Origin of the sequence: Nonomuraea glycinis, from assembly GCF_014646515.1 — a bacterium.
In the GTDB taxonomy this organism is placed as follows: Bacteria; Actinomycetota; Actinomycetes; order Streptosporangiales; family Streptosporangiaceae; genus Nonomuraea; species Nonomuraea glycinis.
Genome location: NZ_BMNK01000005.1, coordinates 34,700 through 55,609 on the forward strand (window position 1 = coordinate 34,700; position 20,910 = coordinate 55,609).

Sequence of the window (20,910 nt, forward strand, 5' to 3'; positions counted from 1 at the left end):
AAGTCCGGTAGGCGCCCTTCACCTGCGAGGCTCAAGCCAGGCGGTGGGCGCCCTTGGCCGGGGTGGCGTCCAGGAAGCGGGGCGGCGTCCAGGAGCGTTCGGCGTAGGCGGCGGCGACGGACTCGCGCACGCTGTCCAGCCGGTCCTCGTCGACCAGCGCGATCGCGGACCCGCCGAAGCCGCCGCCCGTCATCCGGGCGCCCCGCGCGCCGCCGCGCACGGCCGCCTCCACGGCCACGTCCAGCTCCGGCGAGGACACCTCGTACTGGTCGCGCAGCGACAGGTGCGAGGCGTTCAGCAGTGCGCCGATCTCGCGCGTGGCGCCCGCGCGCAGCAGCCCGACCAGGGCCTCCACCCGGTGGCTCTCCGTCACCACGTGCATGACCCGCTTACGCTCGTCGCCCTGCAGCCGCTCCAGCGCGCCCGCCAGGTCGGTGACGTCGCGCAGCGCGTCGACGCCCAGCTTGCGGGCCGCCGACTCGCACTCCGCCCGGCGCTTGGCGTACTCGCCGCCGGCGTGCTCGTGGTGCACCTGCGTGTCGATGATGAGGATGCGCAGATCGTGCGCGGCCAGGTCGAGCGGGATGGAGCGGGAGCCCAGAGTGCGGCAGTCGAGGAACAGCGCGTGGCCCTCCTCGCACAGCGCCGAGGCGGCCTGGTCCATGATGCCGGAGGGCACGCCGACGAAGCCGTTCTCGGCGCGCTGGCTGAGCAGCGCGATCTCCATGGGGGTCAGGCCGAGGTCGTGCAGCTCGTTGAGCGCCGAGGCGACGGACACCTCCAGGGCGGCGCTGGAGCTGAGGCCGGCGCCCTGCGGCACGTCGCCGTCGAGGGCGATGTCGGCCCCGCGCACCCGGTCGCCGAGCATGGCCAGCACGCCGACCGCGTAGCGGGTCCAGCCCGTGGCCTCCTCGCGGGTGGCCAGGGTGATGGGCTCGGTGGTGGAGCCCTGGAGGGACAGCAGGCGGATCGTCTGGTCCGGGCGCGGGCTGACGGCGGCCGTGACACCCCACGGGACCGCGAACGGCAGCACGAAGCCGTCGTTGTAGTCGGTGTGCTCGCCGATCAGGTTCACCCGGCCGGGAGCGCGCCAGACGGTCTCGGGGTCGGCGCCGAACGCGGCACGAAAAGCTTCAACAACGCGCATAACCCAACACTCCTCAACAAGGGCCCGACCGTAGACTAGCGCCAACAGGCGGTGCGACGGCACGAGGAGGACTGTGGAGGAGCTGCTGGATCCCGCGCTCGGCTCTGTACGGGTCTTCCTGGTGCATGACGACAACAAGGCGCGCAAACTCCGCTACAACCTCGGCCCCGCCCGGATCCTCACCTTCGGCGGCGCCTACTCCGGCCACATCAGGGCCGTGGCGGCGGCGGGCCTGCGGCACGGGTTCGAGACCATCGGGGTGATCCGCGGCGAGGAGCACCTGCCGCTGAACCCGTCGCTGGCCCACGCCGTGGCCTGCGGGATGCGGCTCGACTATCTGGATCGGGCGGCGTACCGGCTCAAGCACACAGCCGAGACGCAGGCGCGGCTGCGGGAGCGGTGGGGGGAGGTGACGATCCTGCCCGAGGGCGGGAGCAACGCGGCGGCCGTGCGCGGGTGCGCCGAGCTGCCGGGGGAGCTCGGCGGGGACTACGACGTGATCTGCTGTCCGGTGGGCACCGGGGGGACGCTGGCCGGGATCGCGGCGGGGCTGCCCGAGGGGAGGCGGGCGCTCGGGTTCGCGGTGCTGAAGGGGGCCGGGTTCCTGACGGGGGAGGTGGCCAGGCTGCAGCGGGAGGCGTACGGGCGGGTCTGGTCGAACTGGTCGATCAACCTCGACTACCACTTCGGCGGCTACGCCCGCACAACACCCGCTTTGAAGCGATTTATCGCGAAATATCAGGTGGAGGGGGTGTATGTGGCGAAGATGCTGTACGGCATTCTCGACCTCGTACGGCAGGGCGCCTTCCCCGGCGGCACCCGGATCGTCGCCGTCGTCACCGGTCAGCCGCTGACGTCCGTCGCCGAGTGCGGCGCCCCCACCGGCTTGGACTCGGGCGAGCCGCGCTGGCGCAGATAGATGGAGAGCACCACCATCGACAGCACCGCCAGCAGCTCCGACTGCCAGTTCTGCAGGCTTCTGTCCCAGAATTCCGGCGAAGTGACGTACGCACTCCAGCCGATAGGGTCGCGCAGGTCGGCGAGCCGCTCGGAATTGTACGCCGCCTGCCCCGCGACCGACTGCGCCAGCCACGACAGCAGGAAGACGGTCCCCATGGCCAGCCCCAGCGAGTTGCTGTATAGCCTGAGCCGCCAGCCCTTCACCCTGGCCCACGCGGGCGAGTCGGCCTCGGCGTAAGGGCCGATCCGCTGCTCCTCGTCGGACTCGGCCCCTTCCCTGCCAGGCTCCTTCGACTCCGGCGAGCCTCGCTGCACCATCCAGATGGTGAGCATGATGAACAGCAGGAACTGCAGATACTCCGACTGCCAGTTCTCCGCCACGTCCACGGCGAAGGAGGACGAGGTCACGTACGTGAGAAAGGAGACCGCTTCGCCGCCCTCGACAAGCTGTTGCTCGTTGTAGTGCAGCATCCCCGCCAGCGCCTGACCGGCCAAGGACAGCAGGAACAGCACCAGGAAGGTCAACGAGAGCGCGTTGTCCTTGATCCGGCTCATAGCCGCGAAAGTCCGATCACGAAGACGAAGACCAGGCCGGACACGATCACGAGCACGGTCAGCGCGAACATCACCCGCATCAGCTCTCCACCTCACAGTCGTAGGGCAGATCGCGCACCGGCCGGCAACCGGCGGCCTTGACCCGCCAGCCGTCGCGGTAGTGATGCAGGAACAGGGTGTCGCCCGCGAGCCGCACCTGGGCCTCGTCGCCCCAGACGCGCACCTCGGTGAGGCCGCCGCCGGCGCCCAGGTCGAGGTCACGCAGCGCTTCGGCGCAGTTCTGGCCGGGATGGGGCAGCTTGTCGGCGGTCCGCTTCGCGAGCAGGGCGCAGGCGGCGTCCGGCCGCTGGGCGGCGAGGGCGGCGTGGAACCGCTCCGCGGCGCGCACCGGGCCCGCCGTGTCGACCGAGCAGCCGGCGACCAGGACGGTGGCGAGCGCGACAGCGAAAGAGAGCCGCATGCGATTCTGCTACCCATTCGGTGATCGGGCATGCTGGTGCGGTGAAGAGGACCGACACGCCGACCTCCTGGGACGAGCGCACCACACTGGCCACATTCCACGACTACGTCCGCGCGACGGTGCTCGCCAAATGCGAGGGGCTGAGCAGCGAGGACGCTCGACGGGCGCCGCTGGCCACCTCGCCGCTGATGACGGTGGCCGGCATCGTCAACCACCTGCGCTGGAACGAGCACTGGTGGTTCGAGGTGATGTTCCTGGGGGACGAGGACCGGGGGCCGTGGACCGACGAGGACCCCGACGCCGAGTTCAAGGTCGCGCTGACGATGCCGCTGGGACGCCTCCTGGTGGAGTACGAGGCGCAGTGCGAGCGGGTCCGGGAGCGCATCGCCGGAATTGACCTGGACACCCTGTCGAAGGGCAAGGACAGCAAGGGCGGCCACCTCACCCTGCGCTGGGTGATCGGCCACATGACCGAGGAGACCGCCCGCCACAACGGCCACCTGGACATCTTGCGCGAACTGATCGACGGCACCACAGGCGCCTAGCCGCCGTCTTCGCCCTTGAGCGTGGTCTGGGTGTGGATACGCGCCCAGACCTTGTGGCCGGTGGTGTCGTTGCCCTCGTGGCCGGTCTGGTCGGCGATGGCGGCGACGATGGCCAGGCCCCGCCCGCGCTCCGCGTTCGTACGGCAGCGTCTGGCGAAGCGCGGGATGGGACCCCAGCCGCAGTCGTAGACGGCCAGGGTGATGGTGGCGATGGCGCGGGTGATCTCGACGACGAAGGTGCCGTGCGGGCCTCCGCTGCTGCTGTGCTGGAGGGCGTTGGTGGCGAGCTCGGCGACGATGAGCTCGGCGTCGTCCCGGTGGGGGGAGTCGGCCAGGAGGTAGCGGGCGAAGTACCGGGCGTGGGGGATCTGGTCGGGGGTGCCGGGGAAGGTGCGCCGCCAGCGGAGGCCGCCGGGGTACAGGGCGATCATCGCGTCGACGTGTTCGGGTTTGATCGGGCTCTGGGCGCGTTGCCGGGGGATGAGCGCGTGCACGTTGTCGGTAAAGGTCATGGGGATCGGGCTCCGTTTCGTCGGTGTGGCCGTAGGAGAAGGAAACGGTGGCCGGGGTGGGCGGTGGCAGACCTTCGCGTCGGCGTTCGTCCGGTCGTGCCGGGTCGGCCGGGTCGCTGGTCGTCTTCTGGTCGTTCTGGCTTGTGGTGGGCCTGGTCGGGGCTCGATCATCGACAATGGGTGTTCTTGCGGTCACTCAGCGTTGGGTGGTGGGGTTGTGGGGCGGCCTGAGTTGGTACGGGCGCGTAAGCGGCTGGGGATGAGCCAGGAGGACGCCGCCGAGGCGTTGCTGGTGACGCCGACGACGTTGAGCCGGTGGGAGCGGGGTGCGCAGGATGTGCGGCCGGTGTATCGGGCGCGGATCGCTCAGGTGTTCGGCGTGGGCGGGGCCGAGGTGGAGCGGTGGCTGCATTGTTCGGACCCGGTCGGCACCGAGGTGTGGCCGTTGCCGGACTTCAGCGACATGTCCATCGCGGCTACCGTGAAGGCCGCCGCGAAGCTGTGGAGGGGCGAATTGGACCTCGAACGACGTCACCTGCTGGGCGCACTGCCCTTCGTCCCCGCCGCTCTGGACGGCTGGCTGTCGTCATGGAGCTATGGCGCTCCTGCCGAGACGGCCGCGTCTCAGGGATCTGGGCAGGCGGTGGGGCTCTCGGACGTGCAGCGCATCAATGAGATGCTCCAGACCTTCCACACGATCGATCATCAGTACGGTGGCGGGGTCGTCCGTCCGGCGGTGGTGGACTATCTGAACACCCAGGTCGCTCCGCTGCTGCGCGGCACTTATGACGACAAGGTCGGGTCGGAGCTGCTGGTGGCAGCGGTCCAGATGACGCTCCTTGCGGGGTGGACGGCCTTCGACATAGGCCATCACGGGCAGGCGCAGCACTACTACGGCCAGGCGTTGAAGCTGGCGAAGACGGCTGACGATCCCTTGGCTGGAGCCCGTGTCCTGACCACCATGTCCCATCAGGCACTTCACCTGAACCGCTCCACGTATGCGGTCTTGCTGAGCCGGGCGGCCGTTGACAGCGCGCGCCGGGCTCAGGCGTCACCGCGCGTCATGGCACTCATGCTGACCAGGGAGGCACGGGCGACCGCCGCGCAGACGCAGCCCGCCAGAACTGGAGATGGGCATGCCGCTAAGCAGGTCGAGCGGCTCTTGGGCGAGGCCGAGCGTGCTTACGGTCAAGGCCCGAATGATCGAGACCCCGCATGGCTCGTGGGACACGATGAACCTCAGATGTATGCGGAGATGGGTTCCCCCTGGCGCCTGCTGGGCAAGCATGACCGCGCGGCTGGTTACGCCGAACAAGCCGTTCGCGAGTTCGACGTACGCCGTCCCCGATCGGCCCAGCTCAACCGGCTCGCCGCCGCCAATGCCTACCTGGGCAAGGGAGAGGTGGAGCAGGCCGTCGACACGGTCCGCACGGCCGTTCCCGTTGCCGGGCGGATGTCCTCGCCAAGGCTCGTCGAGAGCATCCGGCAGTTCGACAAGCGGCTGAAGCCGTACGAGAGCACCGTTCAGGTGCGGGAGTTCCGCGCCTACCTCGACCGGCAGTTGGCCTCTTGAATCAACTTTAACGCTGTGTAATCGACATGCAAGTCGATGATCCAACCGGCCAATGACCTTCCCGGCCACGGGAGCGGGGGATTGGGGCAGGTGGCGCATGGTGCGTTTACCTCCTTCCTGTCCGACGCGCAGGACGGGTAAGGGCTCTCTTCTTCGGTTACAACACGCTGCCGGACCCACCGTTTCCGCTGGTGGCAAGCCTGCGATACAACCTCGATAGGTCGGGTGCTATGACTCCAAGAGGAGGCGAGTCGCCTCCGCACGGTGTTCGGAAAAATGTTTCATTTCTTCGGTGAGGTCGTCGATGCCGCCCGATTCGTCGTCGGGCAGCGGATTGTGCTCGGCTCACTGACGTAGGCGGGCCAGGCCGGAGATCAGCTCTGTCATGACGTCCTGTCTTTCCCAGGGCGCGTTCGGGATCGACGTTCATCCGGCCGGACCGCTGTGACCGCCGGAAAGAGGTGTCCTAGCCGAGTTGGTCGAGGACGGGGGTGACCAGGTCGTTCAGCTCGCGTACCAGGACTGTGACCGCTCTTCCGGCGCTCTGCTCCACCTGGTCGTGGGGGCCTTCCGGCTCCGGGGGGAGGTCGCCGAGGGGCACTGGGACGTCGATGAGGAGGCTAGCTCGTACGAACGGGTTTCGGGCCAGGTCCTGCTGGGTGGGCTCGACGTACTGGCCGAAGACCTCCTGCCAGCCGAGCCAGCCGCGGTCCCGCCACCACGTCCGGGAGTCGGTGAGCGGCGCGGGCAGCGGGGAGGCGACCCGGATGCGCGCGTTCAGCGTGCCGTCCCAGGTGTTGCGGACGCAGGTGGCCTCCAGGACCCGCCGGTCCCAGCGCACATAGCCGGGTGACAGCGACGGCGGCGTGGCGAGCCGCCACGCCGCGCAGGCGAACCTGACGGGCGCGATGTCGCCCCACTCGAACTCGTCGAGATTCTTGCGTACGTGTACGGAGAAGCGCCCGTCACGGTCCCTGTCGAACTCCTGGTCGATCCAGAACGCTTTGGCCATGAGGTCTACGCTACGGCGCGGCCCGCCCGACGCGCGGGGGGACCCGCGATCAAGCAGTATCCGGATTGCTCTGTGATCGAAGTATCCATATGTGTAGTTTTTTCACTTCAGAGCTATACGAGGAGTGGCACATGTCGTCAGAGCGGCTCGGGCCGGCCATGCTGAGTTGGGAAGCGGGAGATCTCGACGGGGCCGCCGCGCTGTTCCGGGAGATCGCGGCCACCGGGGACCCCGAGGCGTCACACCTGCTGGCCTGTCTGCTGCAGGACATGGGCGACCTGGACGGGGCCGAGGCCGCGCACCGGTCGGTGATCCAGTCCGACGACCCGGTGTTCGCGCAGCGTTCGGCCATCGCGATGGCGTTGATGCTGGTCAGCGCCTGCGAATGGCCCGCGGCGCACCGGGTGCTGAGCATCGCGGCCGACGGTGCGGACTTCGAGGTGGCGGCGCTGGCCGACACGGCGATGGTGCTGGTCTGTACGGAGCTGGGCGACGCGGCGGGCGCCGAGGCGGCGCTGAGGCGGGCGCGCCGCTGTGACAGCCCCGCCGTCGCCGAGCTGGCCGCCCAGCTGGAGCTGCCGGACTTCGCCTTCCTCACCGCCGCCACGGCGGCCGAACTGTACGAGGTGGCCGAGGACGAGGAGGACTACCAGCGGCTGCTCACCTGCGGCGACCCCGAGGTGGTGTCGCAGTCGGCGTTCCAGCTCTACCGGTTGTACGCCGAGGAGGAGGACTACGAGGCGGCCCGCCAGGTGTGCGAGCACGCGGTCGCCGTGGGGCACCCCGACCACCTGGCCATGGCGTACAAGCTGCTCGGCGCCGTGCTGGTGAACCTGGGCGAGTACGCCGAGGCGGCCGACGCCTACGCCAGGGCGGCCGAGGACCCGCGGCCCGAGCTGCGCCTGCCCGCGCTCCTGGAGCAGGCCAAGGTGCACGCCCAGCTCGGCGACGAGGAGACGACCAGGGCGATCTTCCACCGGGTGATCGCCAGCGGTCAGCGCGAGTACGCCGTCGAGGCGCACGCCTGCCTGGCCCAGTTGCACACCGAGGCGGGCGAGGCGGCCCAGGCCCTGACCGCGTTGCGCGCCGTACTGGAGGCGGGGGAGTCGCCGTGGTCGTCGCCCTGCGTCACCCTCCTGGCGCTGCTGCTGGACCAGCACCCCTCGTCGTACGAGCCCGCGATGGAGCTGGTCAGGGCGGCGGCCGCGCACCCCGACCCCGACACCGCGTACAAGGCGGCGCTGCTGCTCGACCAGGACGCGCGCCGGCAGCCGCCGGCCGACCCCGTGGAGGAGCAGGCGCTTCAGGACGCCGACAGCGGGCTGGCGCGCCTGCGGGCCGGGGAGGTGGCGGAGGCCAGGCGGTTACTGCGCCGGGCCGTCGACTCCGGCGCGCACGCCCAGTCGATCAGGGCCACGGTGGCGCTGGCCGAGCTGGAGATCGGCGAGGGGGATCGGGAGCAGGCCGACGAGCTGCTCTCCTACGTCGCGCAGGGCGACGACGTGGCTCAGGGCTTCACCGCCGCCTTCCTCCTGCACCTGCTGCGCACCTCCGAGGGGCATCCGGTGCTGCGGGCGATCGTCGATCACCAGCGGCTGGGCCGGCAGGAGGGGCTGATCCGCCACCGCGCCGCGATGGACCACGACCCGGCCACGGGCGCCGCCGTCCTCGCCCAGTTGCTGGCGGCGGCCGGGTACGACCTGGCGGAGGCGGCCCGGCTCTTCGAGTCGGCCGCCGACTCCGGCGACCCGCTGGCCCTGTCCTACACGGCGGTGTCGTACAAGGAGCTCCTTCTCGGCCACGGCCGGCGCGACGAGGCGATCGGGCTGCTGCGCCGGGCGCGCGCCGACGGCCACCCGGTGCTCGCGCCGTGGGTGGCGTACGAGCTGGCGGAGCTGGTCGGCGGCGGCGACCCCACCGAGGCGCAAGCCACCGACGGCGAGGCGCAAGCCACCGACGGCGAGGCGCGGGCCGCTTACGGTGAGGTGCTCGCCACCGAGCATGAAGGGTTGCGCAGGGCGGCGGTGGCCGGCCTGGTGCGGGTGCTGGAGCGGCAGGGTGACCTGCTGGCGATCGGGCGGCTGTACGAGCGGCTCGTCGCCGAGGGGGACACCGCGGGCGGCGACTGGCTCCTCGGCCTCACCCGGGTCCGGCTCGACGAGGTGGAGGAGGCGCGGGCGGCGTTCGACCTGCTGCCCGGCGACGATCCCGAGCACGGGACGGCGGGGCAGGCGCGGATCGGGCTGGGCGAGCGGCTCGTCGATGAGGGCGAGCACTCCAGGGCCGAGCTGTGTCTGCTGCCCGCCACGCGTGAGGCGGAGAGCGCGGAGTCGGCCTGGCGCGGGATCGGGGTGGCGCGCAGGCTGCGGGGCGACCTGGAGGGGGCGGTGGAGGCGCTGGAAGCCGCGATGCCGGCCGCCGCCGTGGACCTCGCCGAGGTGCTGGAGGAGCGCGGCGACGTGGCGGCGGCGCGGCGGGCGCTGGAGTCCGGGGTGGCGGCGGGGGATGTGGAGAGCCTGCGCCACCTGCTCGTCCACCTGGTACGGCACGAGGCGCACGAAGCCGTCCCCGGCTGGGCCGGGCAGGCCGTCGGCAGCGGCGACCCGGAGACCGTGGCCATGGGGCACTGGTCGTGGGGGGAGGCGTGCCGGGCCGCCGGCGACCTGGACGGCGCGGTGCTGAGGTTCCGTGAGGCGCTCGCGGCCGGTTACGCCGACGCCGTGCCGTCCATCCGCGGCGACCTGGCGCAGGCGCTGCGCGATACGGGGGACGCCGCGGCCGCGGCCGAGCAGGCGAGGCTGGTGATGGCCGAGGACGATCCGGACGCCGCCGCCCGGTCGGCCCTCGACCTGGGCTGCTGGCTGCACGAGGACGGTGACCCACTGGGGGCGGCGGAGGCGTTCGCGGCGGCGGTGCGGGCGCGGCCGGAGTCCGAGGAGGCGGGGACGGCCGCCGCCAACCTGGTGATCCTCGCCGAGCACGCCTGCGAAGGCGGCGAGCACGCACTCGCCGTGCGGATCCTGTCCCACCTGGGCGCCGACGCCGCCGAACCGGCTCGCCGGCTCGGCGGGCTCTGCACCGACCCGGCCGCCGTACCCCTCTACTTCGGGCTCGCCGGCGCGGATCCGTACATCGAGCTGGAGGTCGCCGGGCGGCTGGCCGAGCTGGGGGAGACCGGCGAGGCCAGGGCGGTGTACGAGCGGCTGAACGAGCACGAGGACCCCGACGTGCGGTTCGTCGCGGCCGGCAGGCTGCTGGAGTTGCTGGACGAGCAGGGCGAGACGGCGGCGTTCTACAGTGTGGCCGAGCAGCGGGCGGGTGACGACGGCGTGTTCGGCAGCCTGTTCGGCCTGCTGCAGGAGGAGCGGGGCGACACGGAGGCGTCGCTGCGCACCCTGCGCGCGGCGGCCGCGGGCGGCGAGCCGACCGCGCTCACCGTGCTGGCGCAGGCGCTGGCCGGCGACGGCCAGGTGGAGGAGGCCCGGCAGGTGTACGAGCAGGTGCTGGAGGCGGGCGACGCCGACCTGGCGGCCAGGGCGATGGTGGGGCTCGGCAACACCTTCCACGAGGAGGACGGGCTGCGCGCCCGCGTCTGGTACCTCAAGGCGGTGACGGCGGCCGAGGGGCACGTCGCGGCAGTGGCGGCCATGCACCTGGGCGCGCTGGCCAAGGGCGAGCGCGACTTCCCCGAGGCGCTCGGCTGGTACCAGCGGGTCATCGACGCGGGCGATCCGGAGTCGGCCATGGCGGCGGCGCACCTCGGCGAGCTGTGCTACTGGCTGGGCGACCGGGACGGGGCGCTGCGCTTCTACGAGCTGACGCTCAATCTGACGGGCCGGCCGGAGCTCGTCGCCGAGGCCGCCTGCCGGCTGGGGGAGATCCGCTACGAGCACGGCGACCTCCCGGCCGCGCGCCGCCTGCTGGAGCAGGCGGTCGCGACCGGCGACGACCTGTACGCCGCCGAGGCGGAGGCCCTCCTGACCAAGCTGTGATGCACAGTGAATGGTCGAACCGCTCACCTGAGGCGGATCGGGCGCGGGCCCGATCCGCCGTCGTGGGTCAGGACGCGGCGGTGGTGACCGGGTCGGAGGCGGGCAGCGCGTTGGCCGCGACCACGTCGCGGTACCAGTGCGCGCTGTCCTTCCAGGTGCGCACCTGCGTGTCATGGTCGACGCGCACGATGCCGAAGCGCTTGGCGTAGCCGTGCGCCCACTCGAAGTTGTCCATCAGCGACCACAGGAAGTAGCCCCGGACGTCCGCGCCGCCCTCGATGGCCTCGGTGACGGCCGTCAGGTGCCGGTGCAGGTAGTCCACGCGCTGCTCGTCGTGGATGTGGCCGTCGTCGGAGACGACGTCGGGGAAGGCCGCGCCGTTCTCGGTGATCATCAGGGGCAGGTCGGGGTAGTCGCGGTGCAGCCGCAGCAGCAGCTCCGTCAGGCCGGTCTCGTCGATGTTCCAGCCCATCTCGGTGTACGGGCCGGGCTGGCGGACGAAGTCGATGTCGTCGCAGGCGATCCACGGTGAGGCGGCGCCGTTGGCGTGGCCGTCGGCCTGGTCGCGCTCGCTCGTGCCGTCCCACAGGCGGACCTGGACGGGGTTGTAGTAGTTGACGCCGAGCAGGTCCAGCGGCGCGGCTGCGGTCGCCTCGTCGCCGTCCTGGACGAAGGACCAGTCGGTGACGGAGGCGGTGTCGTCGATGAGGTCGCGCGGGTAGGCGCCGTCGAGCATCGGGCCGAGGAAGGCCCGGTTGGCCAGCGCGTCGGTGCGGCGCACGGCCTCGGCGTCCTTGTCGGACTCGCCCCGGACGTGGTGCAGGTTGAGGGTGACGGAGATCTTCGCGGCCGGGTCGATCACCTCGCGCAGCGCCCTGGCGGCCAGGCCGTGGCCCAGGTTGAGGTGGTGCACGGCGGCGAGCGCGGCCGCGGCGTCGGTGCGGGCCGGGGCGTGCACGCCGGAGGCGTAGCCCAGGTAGGCCGAGCACCACGGCTCGTTCAAAGTGATCCAGGTGTGCACCCGGTCGCCGAGCTCCTCGCCCATACGCCGGGCGTAGTCGCCGAAGCGCAGCGCGGTGTCGCGGTTGGGCCAGCCGCCGGCGTCCTCCAGCTCCTGGGGCAGGTCCCAGTGGTAGAGGGTCGCCACCGGGGCGATGTCGCGGGCGCGCAGCCCGTCGACGAGCCGGTTGTAGAAGTCCAGGCCCGGCTGGTTGATCCGGTCACCGGCGCCCGGCAGCACCCGAGGCCAGGAGATGGAGAAGCGATAGGCGCCCACGCCCAGGCCGGCGAGGATGTCCAGGTCCTCCTCCAGCCGGTGGTAGTGGTCGCAGGCGACGTCACCGGTGTCGCCGTTGGTCACCAGGCCGGGGGTGTGCGAGAAGGTGTCCCAGATCGACGGTCCGCGACCGTCCTCGAAGGCGGCGCCTTCGACCTGGTAGGCGGCGGTGGCGGTGCCCCACAGGAAGTTTTCGGGGAAAGCGGGCATGGGGAGTCACTCCTATGACTTCAGGACGATCTCGATGTGCTCAGTGTCGCCGTTCGCGGCGACTCGTATACCGGCGGGGGTGGTCTCGAGGGTGCCGCCGGTGGCGCCGGCGGCTTCGGCGACGCCCGCCAGCGACAGGTTCCAGCGGGCGGGGACACCGTCGGTCCGGCGGGCGTGGACGCGGTCTCCCACGCGGGAGACCTCGAACACGGCCGCCGCGTCGCCGCTGGTGTCCGGTACGGTCACCGTCCGCCGATCGCCGTCGGCCAGGCGGTACGCCGTCAGGGTGACGCCGTCGGCGTAATCGTAGTCGGGCCGGTCGCAGTGGGCGCCGGTCGCCAGCACCGCGCCCGGCCGCACCAGCAGCGGCAGGCTGTCGAAGCCGTGCCGCTCGGTGTGCCAGCCGGGCCCGGTCACGGTATCGCCGCCGCCGCCGTCCAGCAGCCGGGTCCAGACGCCGGCCGGGACGTAGTACGACACCTCGCCTCCGGCCGACAGCACGGGCGCCACCAGCAGGTCGGGGCCGAGCATGTACTGGGCGTCGAGGTACTCGCAGCCGCGGTCGCCGGGGAATTCGAGCTGCATCGCCCGCATCACCGGCATGCCCTCCTGGCTCGCCCGTACCGCCGCGCCGTACAGGTAGGGCATCAGGCGGGCCTTGAGCCGGGTGAAGGAGCGCAGCACGTCGACCGACTCCTCGTCGAACAGCCACGGCACCCGGTAGGACTGGCTGCCGTGCAGCCGGCTGTGCGACGACAGCAGGCCGAAGGCGACCCAGCGCTTGAAGACCGCCGGATCGGGCCGCCCCTCGAAGCCGCCGATGTCGTGGCTCCAGAACCCGAAGCCGGCCATGCCGAGGGACAGCCCGCCGCGCAGGCTCTCCGCCATCGCCTCGAAGGTCGACTCGCAATCACCGCCCCAGTGCACCGGCAGCCGCTGCCCGCCGACGGTGGCCGAGCGGGCGAACAGCACCGCCTCGCCGGGCCCGCGGCGCTCGGTCAGCACCTCGTGCACGGTCTCGTTGTAGAGCAGGCTGTAGTAGTTGTGCATCCGCTCGGGGTCGGCGCCGTCGGCGTAGACCACGTCGGTGGGCACCCGCTCGCCGAAGTCGGTCTTGAACGAGTCCACGCCCATGTCCAGCAGCCCGCGCAGCTTGCCCGCGTACCACTCACGGGCGGCCGGCGAGGTGAAGTCCACCAGCGCCCGGCCCGCCTGCCAGTGATCGTCCTGCCAGACGGTCCCGTCCGGGCGGCGCAGCAGGTGACCGGCCGCCATGCCCTCCTCGAACAGCGCGGACGCCTGCCCGATGTACGGATTGATCCACAGGCAGATCTTCAGCCCGCGATCCTTGAGCCGCTTGAGCATGCCCTCGGGGTCGGGGAACACCTCGGGGTCCCACTCGAAGTCGCACCAGCGGAACTGGCGCATCCAGAAGCAGTCGAAGTGGAACACGCTCAGCGGCAGGTCCCGCTCGGCCATGCCGTCCACGAACGAGGTCACGGTCGCCTCGTCGTAGTCGGTGGTGAAGGACGTGGACAGCCACAGCCCGAACGACCAGGCGGGCGGCAGGGCCGGGCGGCCGGTCAGCGCCGTGTAGCGGCGCAGGATCTCGGCCGGCGTCGGGCCGTGGATGATCAGATACTCCAGGTCGTGCCCCTCGGCGCTGAACTGCACCCGCGACACCGTCTCCGAGCCCACCTCGAACGACACCCGGCCCGGGTGGTTGACGAACACGCCGTAGCCGCGGTTGGTCAGGTAGAACGGGACGTTCTTGTACGCCATCTCGCTGCTGGTGCCGCCGTCGTCGTTCCAGATGTCGATCGCCTGGCCGTTGCGCACCAGCGCGCCGAACCGCTCGCCGAGGCCGTACACCAGCTCCCCGGCGCTCAGGTGGAGCTGCTCCATCATGAAGTGCCGGTCGGCGGGGTCGGTCATGACGCCCAGGCACTTCTCGCCGCTGCGCGTCAGCTCCCGCCCGCCGGCGCTGAAGGTCATCTCCCAGGGCGCGTCCCTGCGCACGCTGACCCGCAGCGAGCCGCTGGTCAGCGTGGCCGTCTCGGCGTCCAGGCCGACCTGGACCGCCGGGTGCTCCTCCCGTACCTCGAACGCGGGCGCGGCGGGCACCGACCCGGCGAGGTGCACCGCGCGGACCCGGATCACCTCGGCCATCGGCGAGGAGACGTCCACGCGCAGCACGGGCCCGTCGATGGTGTTGCCACGACGGGTGATCGGCCTGGTCGGCGCCAGGATGCGCAGGGAGTCGGCGGCCGCGGTCACGTCGAAGGCCGCGTTGGCGTACGCGCCCCGCGTGCCGGGGCGCATCCGCCAGTAGCCGTCTTTGAACTTCATGTCGTCCGTTCTCTGATGAGGGGAGTGCGGGTCAGCCCTTGACGCTGCCCGCGACCAGGTCCAGCCGCCAGAAGCGCTGCAGGAAGAGGAACAGCGCGATGATCGGGATGATCGACAGCAGCGAGCCGGTGATCACCAGGGTGTAGAGGGCGGGCTGCGAGGCGCCCCGGTTGAGCAGGGAGTAGAGCCCCACGGTGAGCGGGAACAGGCTGTCGTCGGCGAGCATGATGTACGGCAGCAGGAAGTTGTTCCAGATGGCGATGAACTGCAGCAGGAACACGGTGACCAGGCCCGGCGTCATGACGGGCGCGGCCACCGACCACAGCAGCCTGAACTCGCCGGCCCCGTCGATCCGCCCGGCCTCCAGGATGTCGTCCGGCACGGCGGCGCCGGCGTAGATCCGGCACAGGTAGATGCTGTACGGGCTGATGATGCTGGGCAGGATGACCGACCAGTAGGTGCCCACCAGGCCCATCTCCGACAGCATCAGATACTGCGGGATGGCCAGCGTGATCTGCGGCACCAGCACGCCGGCCAGCAGCGCCCCGAAGATCAGCCGCTGTCCGGTGAAGCGGTACTTCGCCAGCGCGTACCCGGCCGCGGTGGAGACCACGACGGTCAGGAAGGCGCCGCCGCCCGCGTAGATGAGGCTGTTGAGCATCCACAGCCAGAACCGGCCGTCGCCGTAGTCGTTGAGCGCGCTGAGGTTGCCGGTGAAGCCGCCGTTGAAGCTCGGCCACCCGGAGAAGGTGGTGAACAGCTCCTCGGAGCTCTTCGTGGCCGCGAATACCACCCAGAGCAGCGGCAGGACGGCATAGAGCCCGCCCAGCGCCAGCACGATCGTGGGCACGATCTTCATGCGGGTGCCGCGGTCTCGCGGGACGCTCATCGCTCGCTCCTGTTGGTCCGGATCCGGAAGACGCCGATCGCGCCGAGCGACAGCAGCACGGTCGCGGCCGCCAGCAGGACCGAGGTGGCGGCGCCGAGGTAGACGTCGTTCTCCACGAACGCCTGCTGGTAGACCCGCATCAGGGGCACCCAGTCCTGCGTGATGGCGTTGGTCATCGGCCGCAGCGTGGCCGGCTCGCTGAACACTTGCAGCATGCCGATCAGGGTGAAGACCGAGGTCATGACGAGGGCCGGGCGCAGCAGCGGGATCTTGATCTGGAGCGCGATCTGCCACTCGGTGCACCCGTCCAGCCGCGCGGCCTCGTACAACTCCTTGGGGATGGCCCGCAGGGTGGTGTAGAGCACCACCATGTTAAAGCCGACCGACCCCCAGACCGCGATGTTGGCGATCGAGAAGAAGATCGACGTGTCACCGAAGAAGTCGGCGGCGGGCAGCCCGACCGCCTCCAGGGCGGCGCTGATCGGGCTGACCGCGGGCAGGTAGATGAACCCCCACAGCAGGCTCGCGATGACCCCCGGGACCGCGTACGGCAGGAAGATGGTGATCCGCGAGTAGCGCTTGCCGCCGACCCGCGGCGCGTCCAGCAGCAGGGCGAACAGCAGCGCCAGGCCCATGGTGGCGGGCACCATGATCAGGCCGTAGACCAGCATGTTCCCCAGCGCCTCCACCAGCGCCGAGTCCCGGAACGCGTCGAGGTAGTTCTCCAGGCCGATGAACACTTCGGTACGGATGCCGAACCCGGCGCCGCGCACCCGCATGGCGTGCAGGCTGAGCCAGATCGCGTACCCGATCGGCACCAGGATGAAGACGACGAACAGCGCCACGGCGGGCGCCGTCATGAGGTAGGGCGCCGAGGCCGTACCGCGCCGCCCGGGGGCGGCCTTGTTGACAGTCATGGTCATATCCGTTCTGCGAGCTGGAACGCTCCAAGGGGGCGTCTCAGCCGCCGGAGACCTCGTAACCCTGCTTCTTGAGGTCGGCCAGGCTCATCTCCTGGACCTTGGTGGCCACGGCCGCGAAGTCGGCCTTCTCCTTCACCGCGGTCGGCATCAGGTCCTCCAGGGCGCCGTAGGTGACGTTGGTGTTCGGGCCCCAGCTGCTGAAGCCGCGGGCGGTCTGCGCGATCGCCGCGGCGGACTCGTAGTAGTCGGTCTGGCTCGCCATGTAGTCGGGCGCGGCGCCGAGCCCGCCGGAGGTCTGGCCGGCCGTGGCCGAGGGGTAGAGGCCGATCTCGACGAGCACCTTCAGCGCCTCGGGGTCGGTGTTCATCCACTTGGCGAACTTGGCGGCCTGGGCCTGCTGCTTGGAGGAGGCGGCGACGGCGGTGGAGGAGCCGCCCCAGAAGCCGGTGAACCGCTCGTCCGCGCTCCACTGCGGCAGCGGGGCCATCTTCCACTTGCCCTTGCTGGACGGGGCGACGCCCGCCAGCACGCCGGCTCCCCAGACGGCGCTCGGCCAGGCGATGATGGTGCCGTCGTTCATCTGGCTGTTCCACTGCGGCGTGTACATCGGGTCGCCGAGCAGCGTGCCGGAGTTGACCAGCTCGCCCCAGAAACTGAGCATCTTCTTGGTCGCCGGGTCGTCGATGGAGACCTTCCAGGCGCCGCCCTCGTTCGTCCACCAGTTGGCCCCGGCCTGCTGGGCGAAGCCGGACAGCCAGCCGGCGTCGCCGGGGGAGAACGTGGTCAGGTAGCGCTTGTCGTCCTTCTTCCGCACGGTCTCGGCCAGCGCGCCGAACTCCTCCCAGGTGGCGGGCACCTTCAGGCCCAGGTCCTCGAAGATGTCGGCGCGGTAGAAGAGCATCATCGGGCCGACGTCCTGCGGCACGCCGTAGGTGGCGCCGCCGAAGGAGGTCAGGTTCCAGGTGCCGTCCGGGAAGGCGGACTTCACGTCGCCGATCACGGGGGTCAGGTCCTGCAGGGCGTTGTTGGTGATGAGGGTCGGCAGCGACTGATACTCCACCTGAAGGATGTCGGGCGCGTTGCCCGCCTTGACCGCGGTGAGGAACTTGGCGATCAGCTCGTCGCTGGCGGCCTGGCCGCTGAGGGTGACCTTCTGCGTGGGGTTCTTGGAGTTCCACAGGTCGACGACCCGCTGGATGTTCTCCGCCCAGGCCCAGAAGGTGAGCGTCGCGGCGGCGTTCTCGTCGCCCCCGATGGGGGAGGCGGCGGGGGCGGCGTCGTCCGCGCCACCGGAGCCGCAGGCGGACAGGAACAGCATCGCCGCGGAGGAGGCCAGGAAGGTTCTTCTGCTGTGCATGGGGATCTTTCTCCTAGGGGGTGTCGAGCGGGCGCAGGACGGCGACCGCCCTGGGGGCCAGGGTGATCCGGCCCTCCGCCGTGGTTCCGGTGAGCAGGTCTTCGGCGCGGTGCGGGATCGGCACGTCGGCGTCGTCGTCGCCGTGGTTGAGCAGGAACAGCGCGGGGCCGCGGCGGACCGCCTCCACGCCGGGCGGCACGTCGGGCAGGACGCCGGTGACGCCGGCGTCGGCCAGCGCCCTGGCGGTCAGCTCGGCGAGCGCGTCCTGCTCCGGCAGCGTCGCGACGTACCACGCGACGCCCCGGCCGCTGCGGTGCCGCAGCACCGCCGGGTGACCGGCCGGTTCGCCCTCGGTGAAGGCGGCCACCGGCTCGGCGCCGTCGGAGCGCACCAGCTCGGTCCAGGTGCGCGCGGCGAACGCGGCGCCGTCCGACCAGCGGCAGGGCACCGGCCGATCCTCCGGCACGGGCCGCCACTCCTCGCCCGAGGCGCCCAGCACCTCGCGCAGCGGGGCGGGGAACCGGCCCGTGCGGACGTGCGCGCGAGGGTCCACGACCCCGGAGTAGGGGCCGACCACGAGCACGCCGCCGGCGCGCACGTACGCGGTCAGTGACGCGGCGTCGGCGTCGCTGATCAGGTAGAGGTTCGGCACCACGACCAGCGCGTACGCCGACAGCTCGGCCGAGGGCGGCACCACGTCCACGGCCACCCCGCGCTCCCACAGCGGCCGGTAGTAGCTGAGCAGCTGGTCGGTGGGGTCGAGCCGGTCGCTCGGCTGCCCGCGCTCGTCCAGCGCCCACCAGCTCGCCCAGTCGTGCACCAGCGCCACCCGGGCGGGGACGGTCGTGCCCGCGATCGGGGCCAGGCGGCGCAGCTCGGCGCCGTGCGCGCGCACATCGGCGTGCAGCCGGGTGTCGGGCCCGGCGTGCGGCAGCATCGCGGCGTGGAAGCGCTCCGCGCCGAACCGGGAGGCCCGCCACTGGAAGTAGCACAGCCCGTCCGCGCCGCGAGCCACCGCCTGCAGCGACTCCAGGCGCAGCTGCCCGGACGGCTTGGGCAGGTTGTGCGGGCGCCAGTTGACCGCCGCGGTGGCCTGCTCCATCAGCATCCACGGCCGCCCGCCGCCGAGGCCGCGCATCAGGTCGTGGACGAGCGCCGTACGGGCCGGCGCCAGCGGGTCGGCCGGGTCGGGGTAGTGGTCGTTGGAGACCAGGTCCTCCTCCGGCGCCCACGACCAGTAGTCGATCGGCTTGAACAGGCCCATGAAGTTCGTCGTGACGGGTGTGTCCGGGGTGCGGGCGCGCAGCAGGTCACGCTCGGCGCGGTAGTGCGCGAGCAGCGCGTCCGAGCTGAACCGCCGGAAGTCCAGCAGTTGCGTCGGGTTGATCAGGTACGGCGCGCGGCGCGGCGTGATGACCTCGGCCCAGTCGCTGTAGCGCTGACTCCAGAAGGTCGTGCCCCACGCCTCGTTGAGCCCGTCCAGGTCGCCGTAGCGGTTCTGGAGCCAGGCCCGGAAGGCCGCCGCCGAGTCGTCGCAGTGGCAGATCTGGCCGTACTCGTTGCCGACGTGCCACAGCGCCAGCGCCGGATGACCGGCGTAGCGGTCGGCCAGGTCGGCCACCAGGGCCAGGGCCCGCTCCCGGTAGACCGGCGAGCTCGGGCAGAACTGGTTGCGGGCGCCGTACCAGAGCCGGTGTCCCGACTCGTCGACCGGCAGCGTCTCCGGCCAGCGGTGGCCCAGCCACGGCGGCGGTGAGGCGGTCGGGGTGGCCAGGTCGACCGCGATCCCGGCGTCGCCGAGCAGGCCGAGCACCCGGTCCAGCCAGCCGAAGTCCCTGGCGCCCGGCTCCGGCTCCAGCCGCGCCCAGCTGAACACGCCGACGGTGACCAGATTGACCCCGGCCGCCCGCATCAGCTCGACGTCCTCGGTCCAGACGCTCTCCGGCCACTGCTCGGGGTTGTAGTCACCGCCGAAGAGCAGGCCACGGCCGGCCGTGAGGGTGTGCATGCCCAGACGCGGCGTCATCGCCGTCCCCCTGTCCGGTCGACCGGCGGTGCGGCGGAGTTGTCGCGTCTCTCTGTCCGGTCGACAGGCGGTGGGGCGGAGCTGTCGCCGGTCACCAGCCGGCAGGCCACCAGGCGCTGCCGGGGCGGCCCGTCGCCGTCGCCGGTCAGCCGGTCGATGAGCATGCCGGCGCCGAGCCGGCCCAGCTCGGCACTGGGCGGCTCCAGCGTGGTCAGCCGCGGGTGGAACATCTCGGCGACCCGGGCCGAGGACAGCACCAGCATCAGGGTCAGGTCCCGGGGGATCTGCCAGCCGTGCTCGGCCACCGCGGCGATCACCCCGACCGCCGCGTGGTCGTTCATCACGGCCAGCGCGGTCACCTCGGGGTGCTCGGCGACGAGCCGTTCGAACGCCTGCCGCCCCTGCTCGGCCGAGTCGGCGCGGAAGTCGCCGACGTAGCCCAGGCCGGCCTCGCGGGCGGCGGCCTCGAACTCCTCGCCGGCGCGGATGGCCGGGCCGTACTGCGCGGAGTAGCCGTCGGTGGAGTGGTTGAAGAAGGCGAGCGCGCGATGGCCGAGCCCGGCCAGGTGCGCGACCGCGTCCCCGGCCATCCGGGCGAAGTCGATGTCGGCGTAGTCGATCGAGCCCGGTTCGCGGGTCCTGCCTATCATGCTGAACGGGAAACCGGCCTCCGCCAGCCACCGCGTCCGCTCGTCGTCGAGCCGCACCTCCATCAGCAGCACGCCGTCGACCAGGCCCAGCCCGGTCAGGTGGCGCAGCTCCTCGATCGGGTCGGCGTTCTCCGGCGACAGCAGCAGGTGATAGCCCCGCTCACTGGCGGCCTCGGCCGCACCGGTGGCGAACTGCATCTCGGTCAGGCCGAATCCGCTGCGCGGCGCGGGGAACAGCAGCGCCAGGATCCGGGTGCGCTTGCTCACCAGCCCGCGCGCCAGCACGTTGGGGCGGTAGCCGAGCTCGGCCGCGGCCTGCTCGATCCGCTCCTTGGTCGCCGCCGCCACCGGGCGGGTGCCGTTCAGCGCCGCGGAGACCGTGCTGACCGCGACCTGTGCGCGCTCGGCCACATCCCGCAATGAGGACATCCGGTTCTGGCCCCCTTCGGCCCATGAGAAGCTTGTCGAAACGTT

16 protein-coding genes are annotated in these 20,910 nt (G+C 71.5%); 4 read left to right on the forward strand and 12 right to left on the reverse strand.

From position 1 onward, the window contains the following. Positions 1 to 31 precede the first annotated feature (31 nt). Positions 32 to 1,147 carry a galactokinase gene (gene galK / locus IEY87_RS16110; protein ID WP_189139482.1) on the reverse strand — a complete coding sequence of 372 codons (1,116 nt, stop codon included), beginning with the start codon at positions 1,145 to 1,147 and terminating at the stop codon, positions 32 to 34. Positions 1,148 to 1,220: 73 nt separating this feature from the next. Between galK and IEY87_RS16115 the strand changes: the two genes are divergently transcribed. Beyond that, entirely contained in the window at positions 1,221 to 2,066 is an 846-nt protein-coding gene (locus IEY87_RS16115) for a 1-aminocyclopropane-1-carboxylate deaminase/D-cysteine desulfhydrase (RefSeq protein WP_189139483.1), read from the forward strand. On the opposite strand, the gene IEY87_RS16120 is transcribed toward IEY87_RS16115, so the two are convergent. Together IEY87_RS16120 and IEY87_RS16125 are read right to left on the reverse strand one after the other, a co-directional pair. Then, positions 1,991 to 2,662, reverse strand: coding sequence for a DUF6766 family protein (locus IEY87_RS16120; RefSeq protein ID WP_189139484.1), 672 nt, complete (start codon positions 2,660 to 2,662; stop codon positions 1,991 to 1,993). The two genes, IEY87_RS16115 and IEY87_RS16120, sit on opposite strands and share 76 nt — an antisense overlap. A gap of 79 nt (positions 2,663 to 2,741) precedes the next feature. After that, on the reverse strand, positions 2,742 to 3,122 hold the full coding sequence (locus IEY87_RS16125; RefSeq protein ID WP_189139485.1) for a hypothetical protein: 381 nt from the start codon (positions 3,120 to 3,122) through the stop codon (positions 2,742 to 2,744). A 41-nt stretch (positions 3,123 to 3,163) separates the two neighbouring features. Here IEY87_RS16125 and IEY87_RS16130 point away from each other — a divergent pair, with 41 nt between their 5' ends. Continuing rightward, positions 3,164 to 3,667: a DinB family protein gene (locus IEY87_RS16130; RefSeq protein ID WP_189139486.1), complete on the forward strand. Its 504-nt coding sequence runs from the start codon at positions 3,164 to 3,166 to the stop codon at positions 3,665 to 3,667. Here the strand turns inward: IEY87_RS16130 and IEY87_RS16135 are convergent. Further along, on the reverse strand, positions 3,664 to 4,179 hold the full coding sequence (locus tag IEY87_RS16135) for an ATP-binding protein (protein ID WP_189139487.1): 516 nt from the start codon (positions 4,177 to 4,179) through the stop codon (positions 3,664 to 3,666). The two genes, IEY87_RS16130 and IEY87_RS16135, sit on opposite strands and share 4 nt — an antisense overlap. On the opposite strand from IEY87_RS16135, the gene IEY87_RS16140 reads away from it, so the two are divergent. Next, positions 4,178 to 5,752: a helix-turn-helix transcriptional regulator gene (locus tag IEY87_RS16140; RefSeq protein WP_225277078.1), complete on the forward strand. Its 1,575-nt coding sequence runs from the start codon at positions 4,178 to 4,180 to the stop codon at positions 5,750 to 5,752. The two genes, IEY87_RS16135 and IEY87_RS16140, sit on opposite strands and share 2 nt — an antisense overlap. Positions 5,753 to 6,218: 466 nt before the next feature. Here the strand turns inward: IEY87_RS16140 and IEY87_RS16145 are convergent, their stop codons facing one another. Continuing rightward, a complete protein-coding gene (locus tag IEY87_RS16145; protein ID WP_189139489.1) occupies positions 6,219 to 6,764 on the reverse strand; it encodes a hypothetical protein in 546 nt (181 codons plus the stop codon). A gap of 131 nt (positions 6,765 to 6,895) precedes the next feature. Between IEY87_RS16145 and IEY87_RS16150 the strand changes: the two genes are divergently transcribed. After that, complete coding sequence (locus tag IEY87_RS16150) at positions 6,896 to 10,756, forward strand: tetratricopeptide repeat protein (protein WP_189139490.1); 3,861 nt, start codon at positions 6,896 to 6,898, stop codon at positions 10,754 to 10,756. Positions 10,757 to 10,823: 67 nt separating this feature from the next. Here the strand turns inward: IEY87_RS16150 and IEY87_RS16155 are convergent, their stop codons facing one another. Genes IEY87_RS16155 through IEY87_RS16185 form a run of 7 tightly spaced genes read right to left on the reverse strand, consistent with a single transcriptional unit; the run spans position 10,824 to position 20,865 of the window. Beyond that, positions 10,824 to 12,242: a GH1 family beta-glucosidase gene (locus tag IEY87_RS16155; protein ID WP_189139491.1), complete on the reverse strand. Its 1,419-nt coding sequence runs from the start codon at positions 12,240 to 12,242 to the stop codon at positions 10,824 to 10,826. Positions 12,243 to 12,254: 12 nt separating this feature from the next. Beyond that, on the reverse strand, positions 12,255 to 14,591 hold the full coding sequence (gene yicI / locus IEY87_RS16160) for an alpha-xylosidase (protein ID WP_189139492.1): 2,337 nt from the start codon (positions 14,589 to 14,591) through the stop codon (positions 12,255 to 12,257). A gap of 31 nt (positions 14,592 to 14,622) precedes the next feature. Then, positions 14,623 to 15,480: a carbohydrate ABC transporter permease gene (locus IEY87_RS16165; RefSeq protein ID WP_225277077.1), complete on the reverse strand. Its 858-nt coding sequence runs from the start codon at positions 15,478 to 15,480 to the stop codon at positions 14,623 to 14,625. Next, positions 15,477 to 16,397 (reverse strand): carbohydrate ABC transporter permease, encoded by a 921-nt coding sequence (locus tag IEY87_RS16170; RefSeq protein ID WP_189139493.1) that lies wholly within the window; start codon positions 16,395 to 16,397, stop codon positions 15,477 to 15,479. Before IEY87_RS16170 ends, IEY87_RS16165 begins: the two co-directional genes overlap by 4 nt. A 43-nt stretch (positions 16,398 to 16,440) precedes the next feature. Then, positions 16,441 to 17,760 carry an ABC transporter substrate-binding protein gene (locus tag IEY87_RS16175; protein WP_189139494.1) on the reverse strand — a complete coding sequence of 440 codons (1,320 nt, stop codon included), beginning with the start codon at positions 17,758 to 17,760 and terminating at the stop codon, positions 16,441 to 16,443. Positions 17,761 to 17,773: 13 nt separating this feature from the next. After that, positions 17,774 to 19,786 (reverse strand): beta-galactosidase, encoded by a 2,013-nt coding sequence (locus IEY87_RS16180; protein WP_225277076.1) that lies wholly within the window; start codon positions 19,784 to 19,786, stop codon positions 17,774 to 17,776. Then, positions 19,783 to 20,865, reverse strand: coding sequence for a LacI family DNA-binding transcriptional regulator (locus IEY87_RS16185; RefSeq protein ID WP_189139495.1), 1,083 nt, complete (start codon positions 20,863 to 20,865; stop codon positions 19,783 to 19,785). The genes IEY87_RS16180 and IEY87_RS16185 overlap by 4 nt, the downstream gene beginning before the upstream one ends. Positions 20,866 to 20,910: the final 45 nt, after the last annotated feature.

Coding starts and splice junctions, on each gene's coding strand:
- IEY87_RS16145 (WP_189139489.1), bottom strand. CDS start 6,764: ATGGCCAAAGCGTTCTGGATCGACCAGGAGTTCGACAGGGACCGTGAC.
- galK (WP_189139482.1), bottom strand. CDS start 1,147: ATGCGCGTTGTTGAAGCTTTTCGTGCCGCGTTCGGCGCCGACCCCGAG.
- IEY87_RS16140 (WP_225277078.1), top strand. CDS start 4,178: ATGGGGATCGGGCTCCGTTTCGTCGGTGTGGCCGTAGGAGAAGGAAAC.
- IEY87_RS16150 (WP_189139490.1), top strand. CDS start 6,896: ATGTCGTCAGAGCGGCTCGGGCCGGCCATGCTGAGTTGGGAAGCGGGA.
- IEY87_RS16180 (WP_225277076.1), bottom strand. CDS start 19,786: ATGACGCCGCGTCTGGGCATGCACACCCTCACGGCCGGCCGTGGCCTG.
- IEY87_RS16135 (WP_189139487.1), bottom strand. CDS start 4,179: ATGACCTTTACCGACAACGTGCACGCGCTCATCCCCCGGCAACGCGCC.
- IEY87_RS16185 (WP_189139495.1), bottom strand. CDS start 20,865: ATGTCCTCATTGCGGGATGTGGCCGAGCGCGCACAGGTCGCGGTCAGC.
- IEY87_RS16165 (WP_225277077.1), bottom strand. CDS start 15,480: ATGAGCGTCCCGCGAGACCGCGGCACCCGCATGAAGATCGTGCCCACG.
- IEY87_RS16125 (WP_189139485.1), bottom strand. CDS start 3,122: ATGCGGCTCTCTTTCGCTGTCGCGCTCGCCACCGTCCTGGTCGCCGGC.
- IEY87_RS16170 (WP_189139493.1), bottom strand. CDS start 16,397: ATGACTGTCAACAAGGCCGCCCCCGGGCGGCGCGGTACGGCCTCGGCG.
- IEY87_RS16175 (WP_189139494.1), bottom strand. CDS start 17,760: ATGCACAGCAGAAGAACCTTCCTGGCCTCCTCCGCGGCGATGCTGTTC.
- IEY87_RS16120 (WP_189139484.1), bottom strand. CDS start 2,662: ATGAGCCGGATCAAGGACAACGCGCTCTCGTTGACCTTCCTGGTGCTG.
- IEY87_RS16155 (WP_189139491.1), bottom strand. CDS start 12,242: ATGCCCGCTTTCCCCGAAAACTTCCTGTGGGGCACCGCCACCGCCGCC.
- yicI (WP_189139492.1), bottom strand. CDS start 14,591: ATGAAGTTCAAAGACGGCTACTGGCGGATGCGCCCCGGCACGCGGGGC.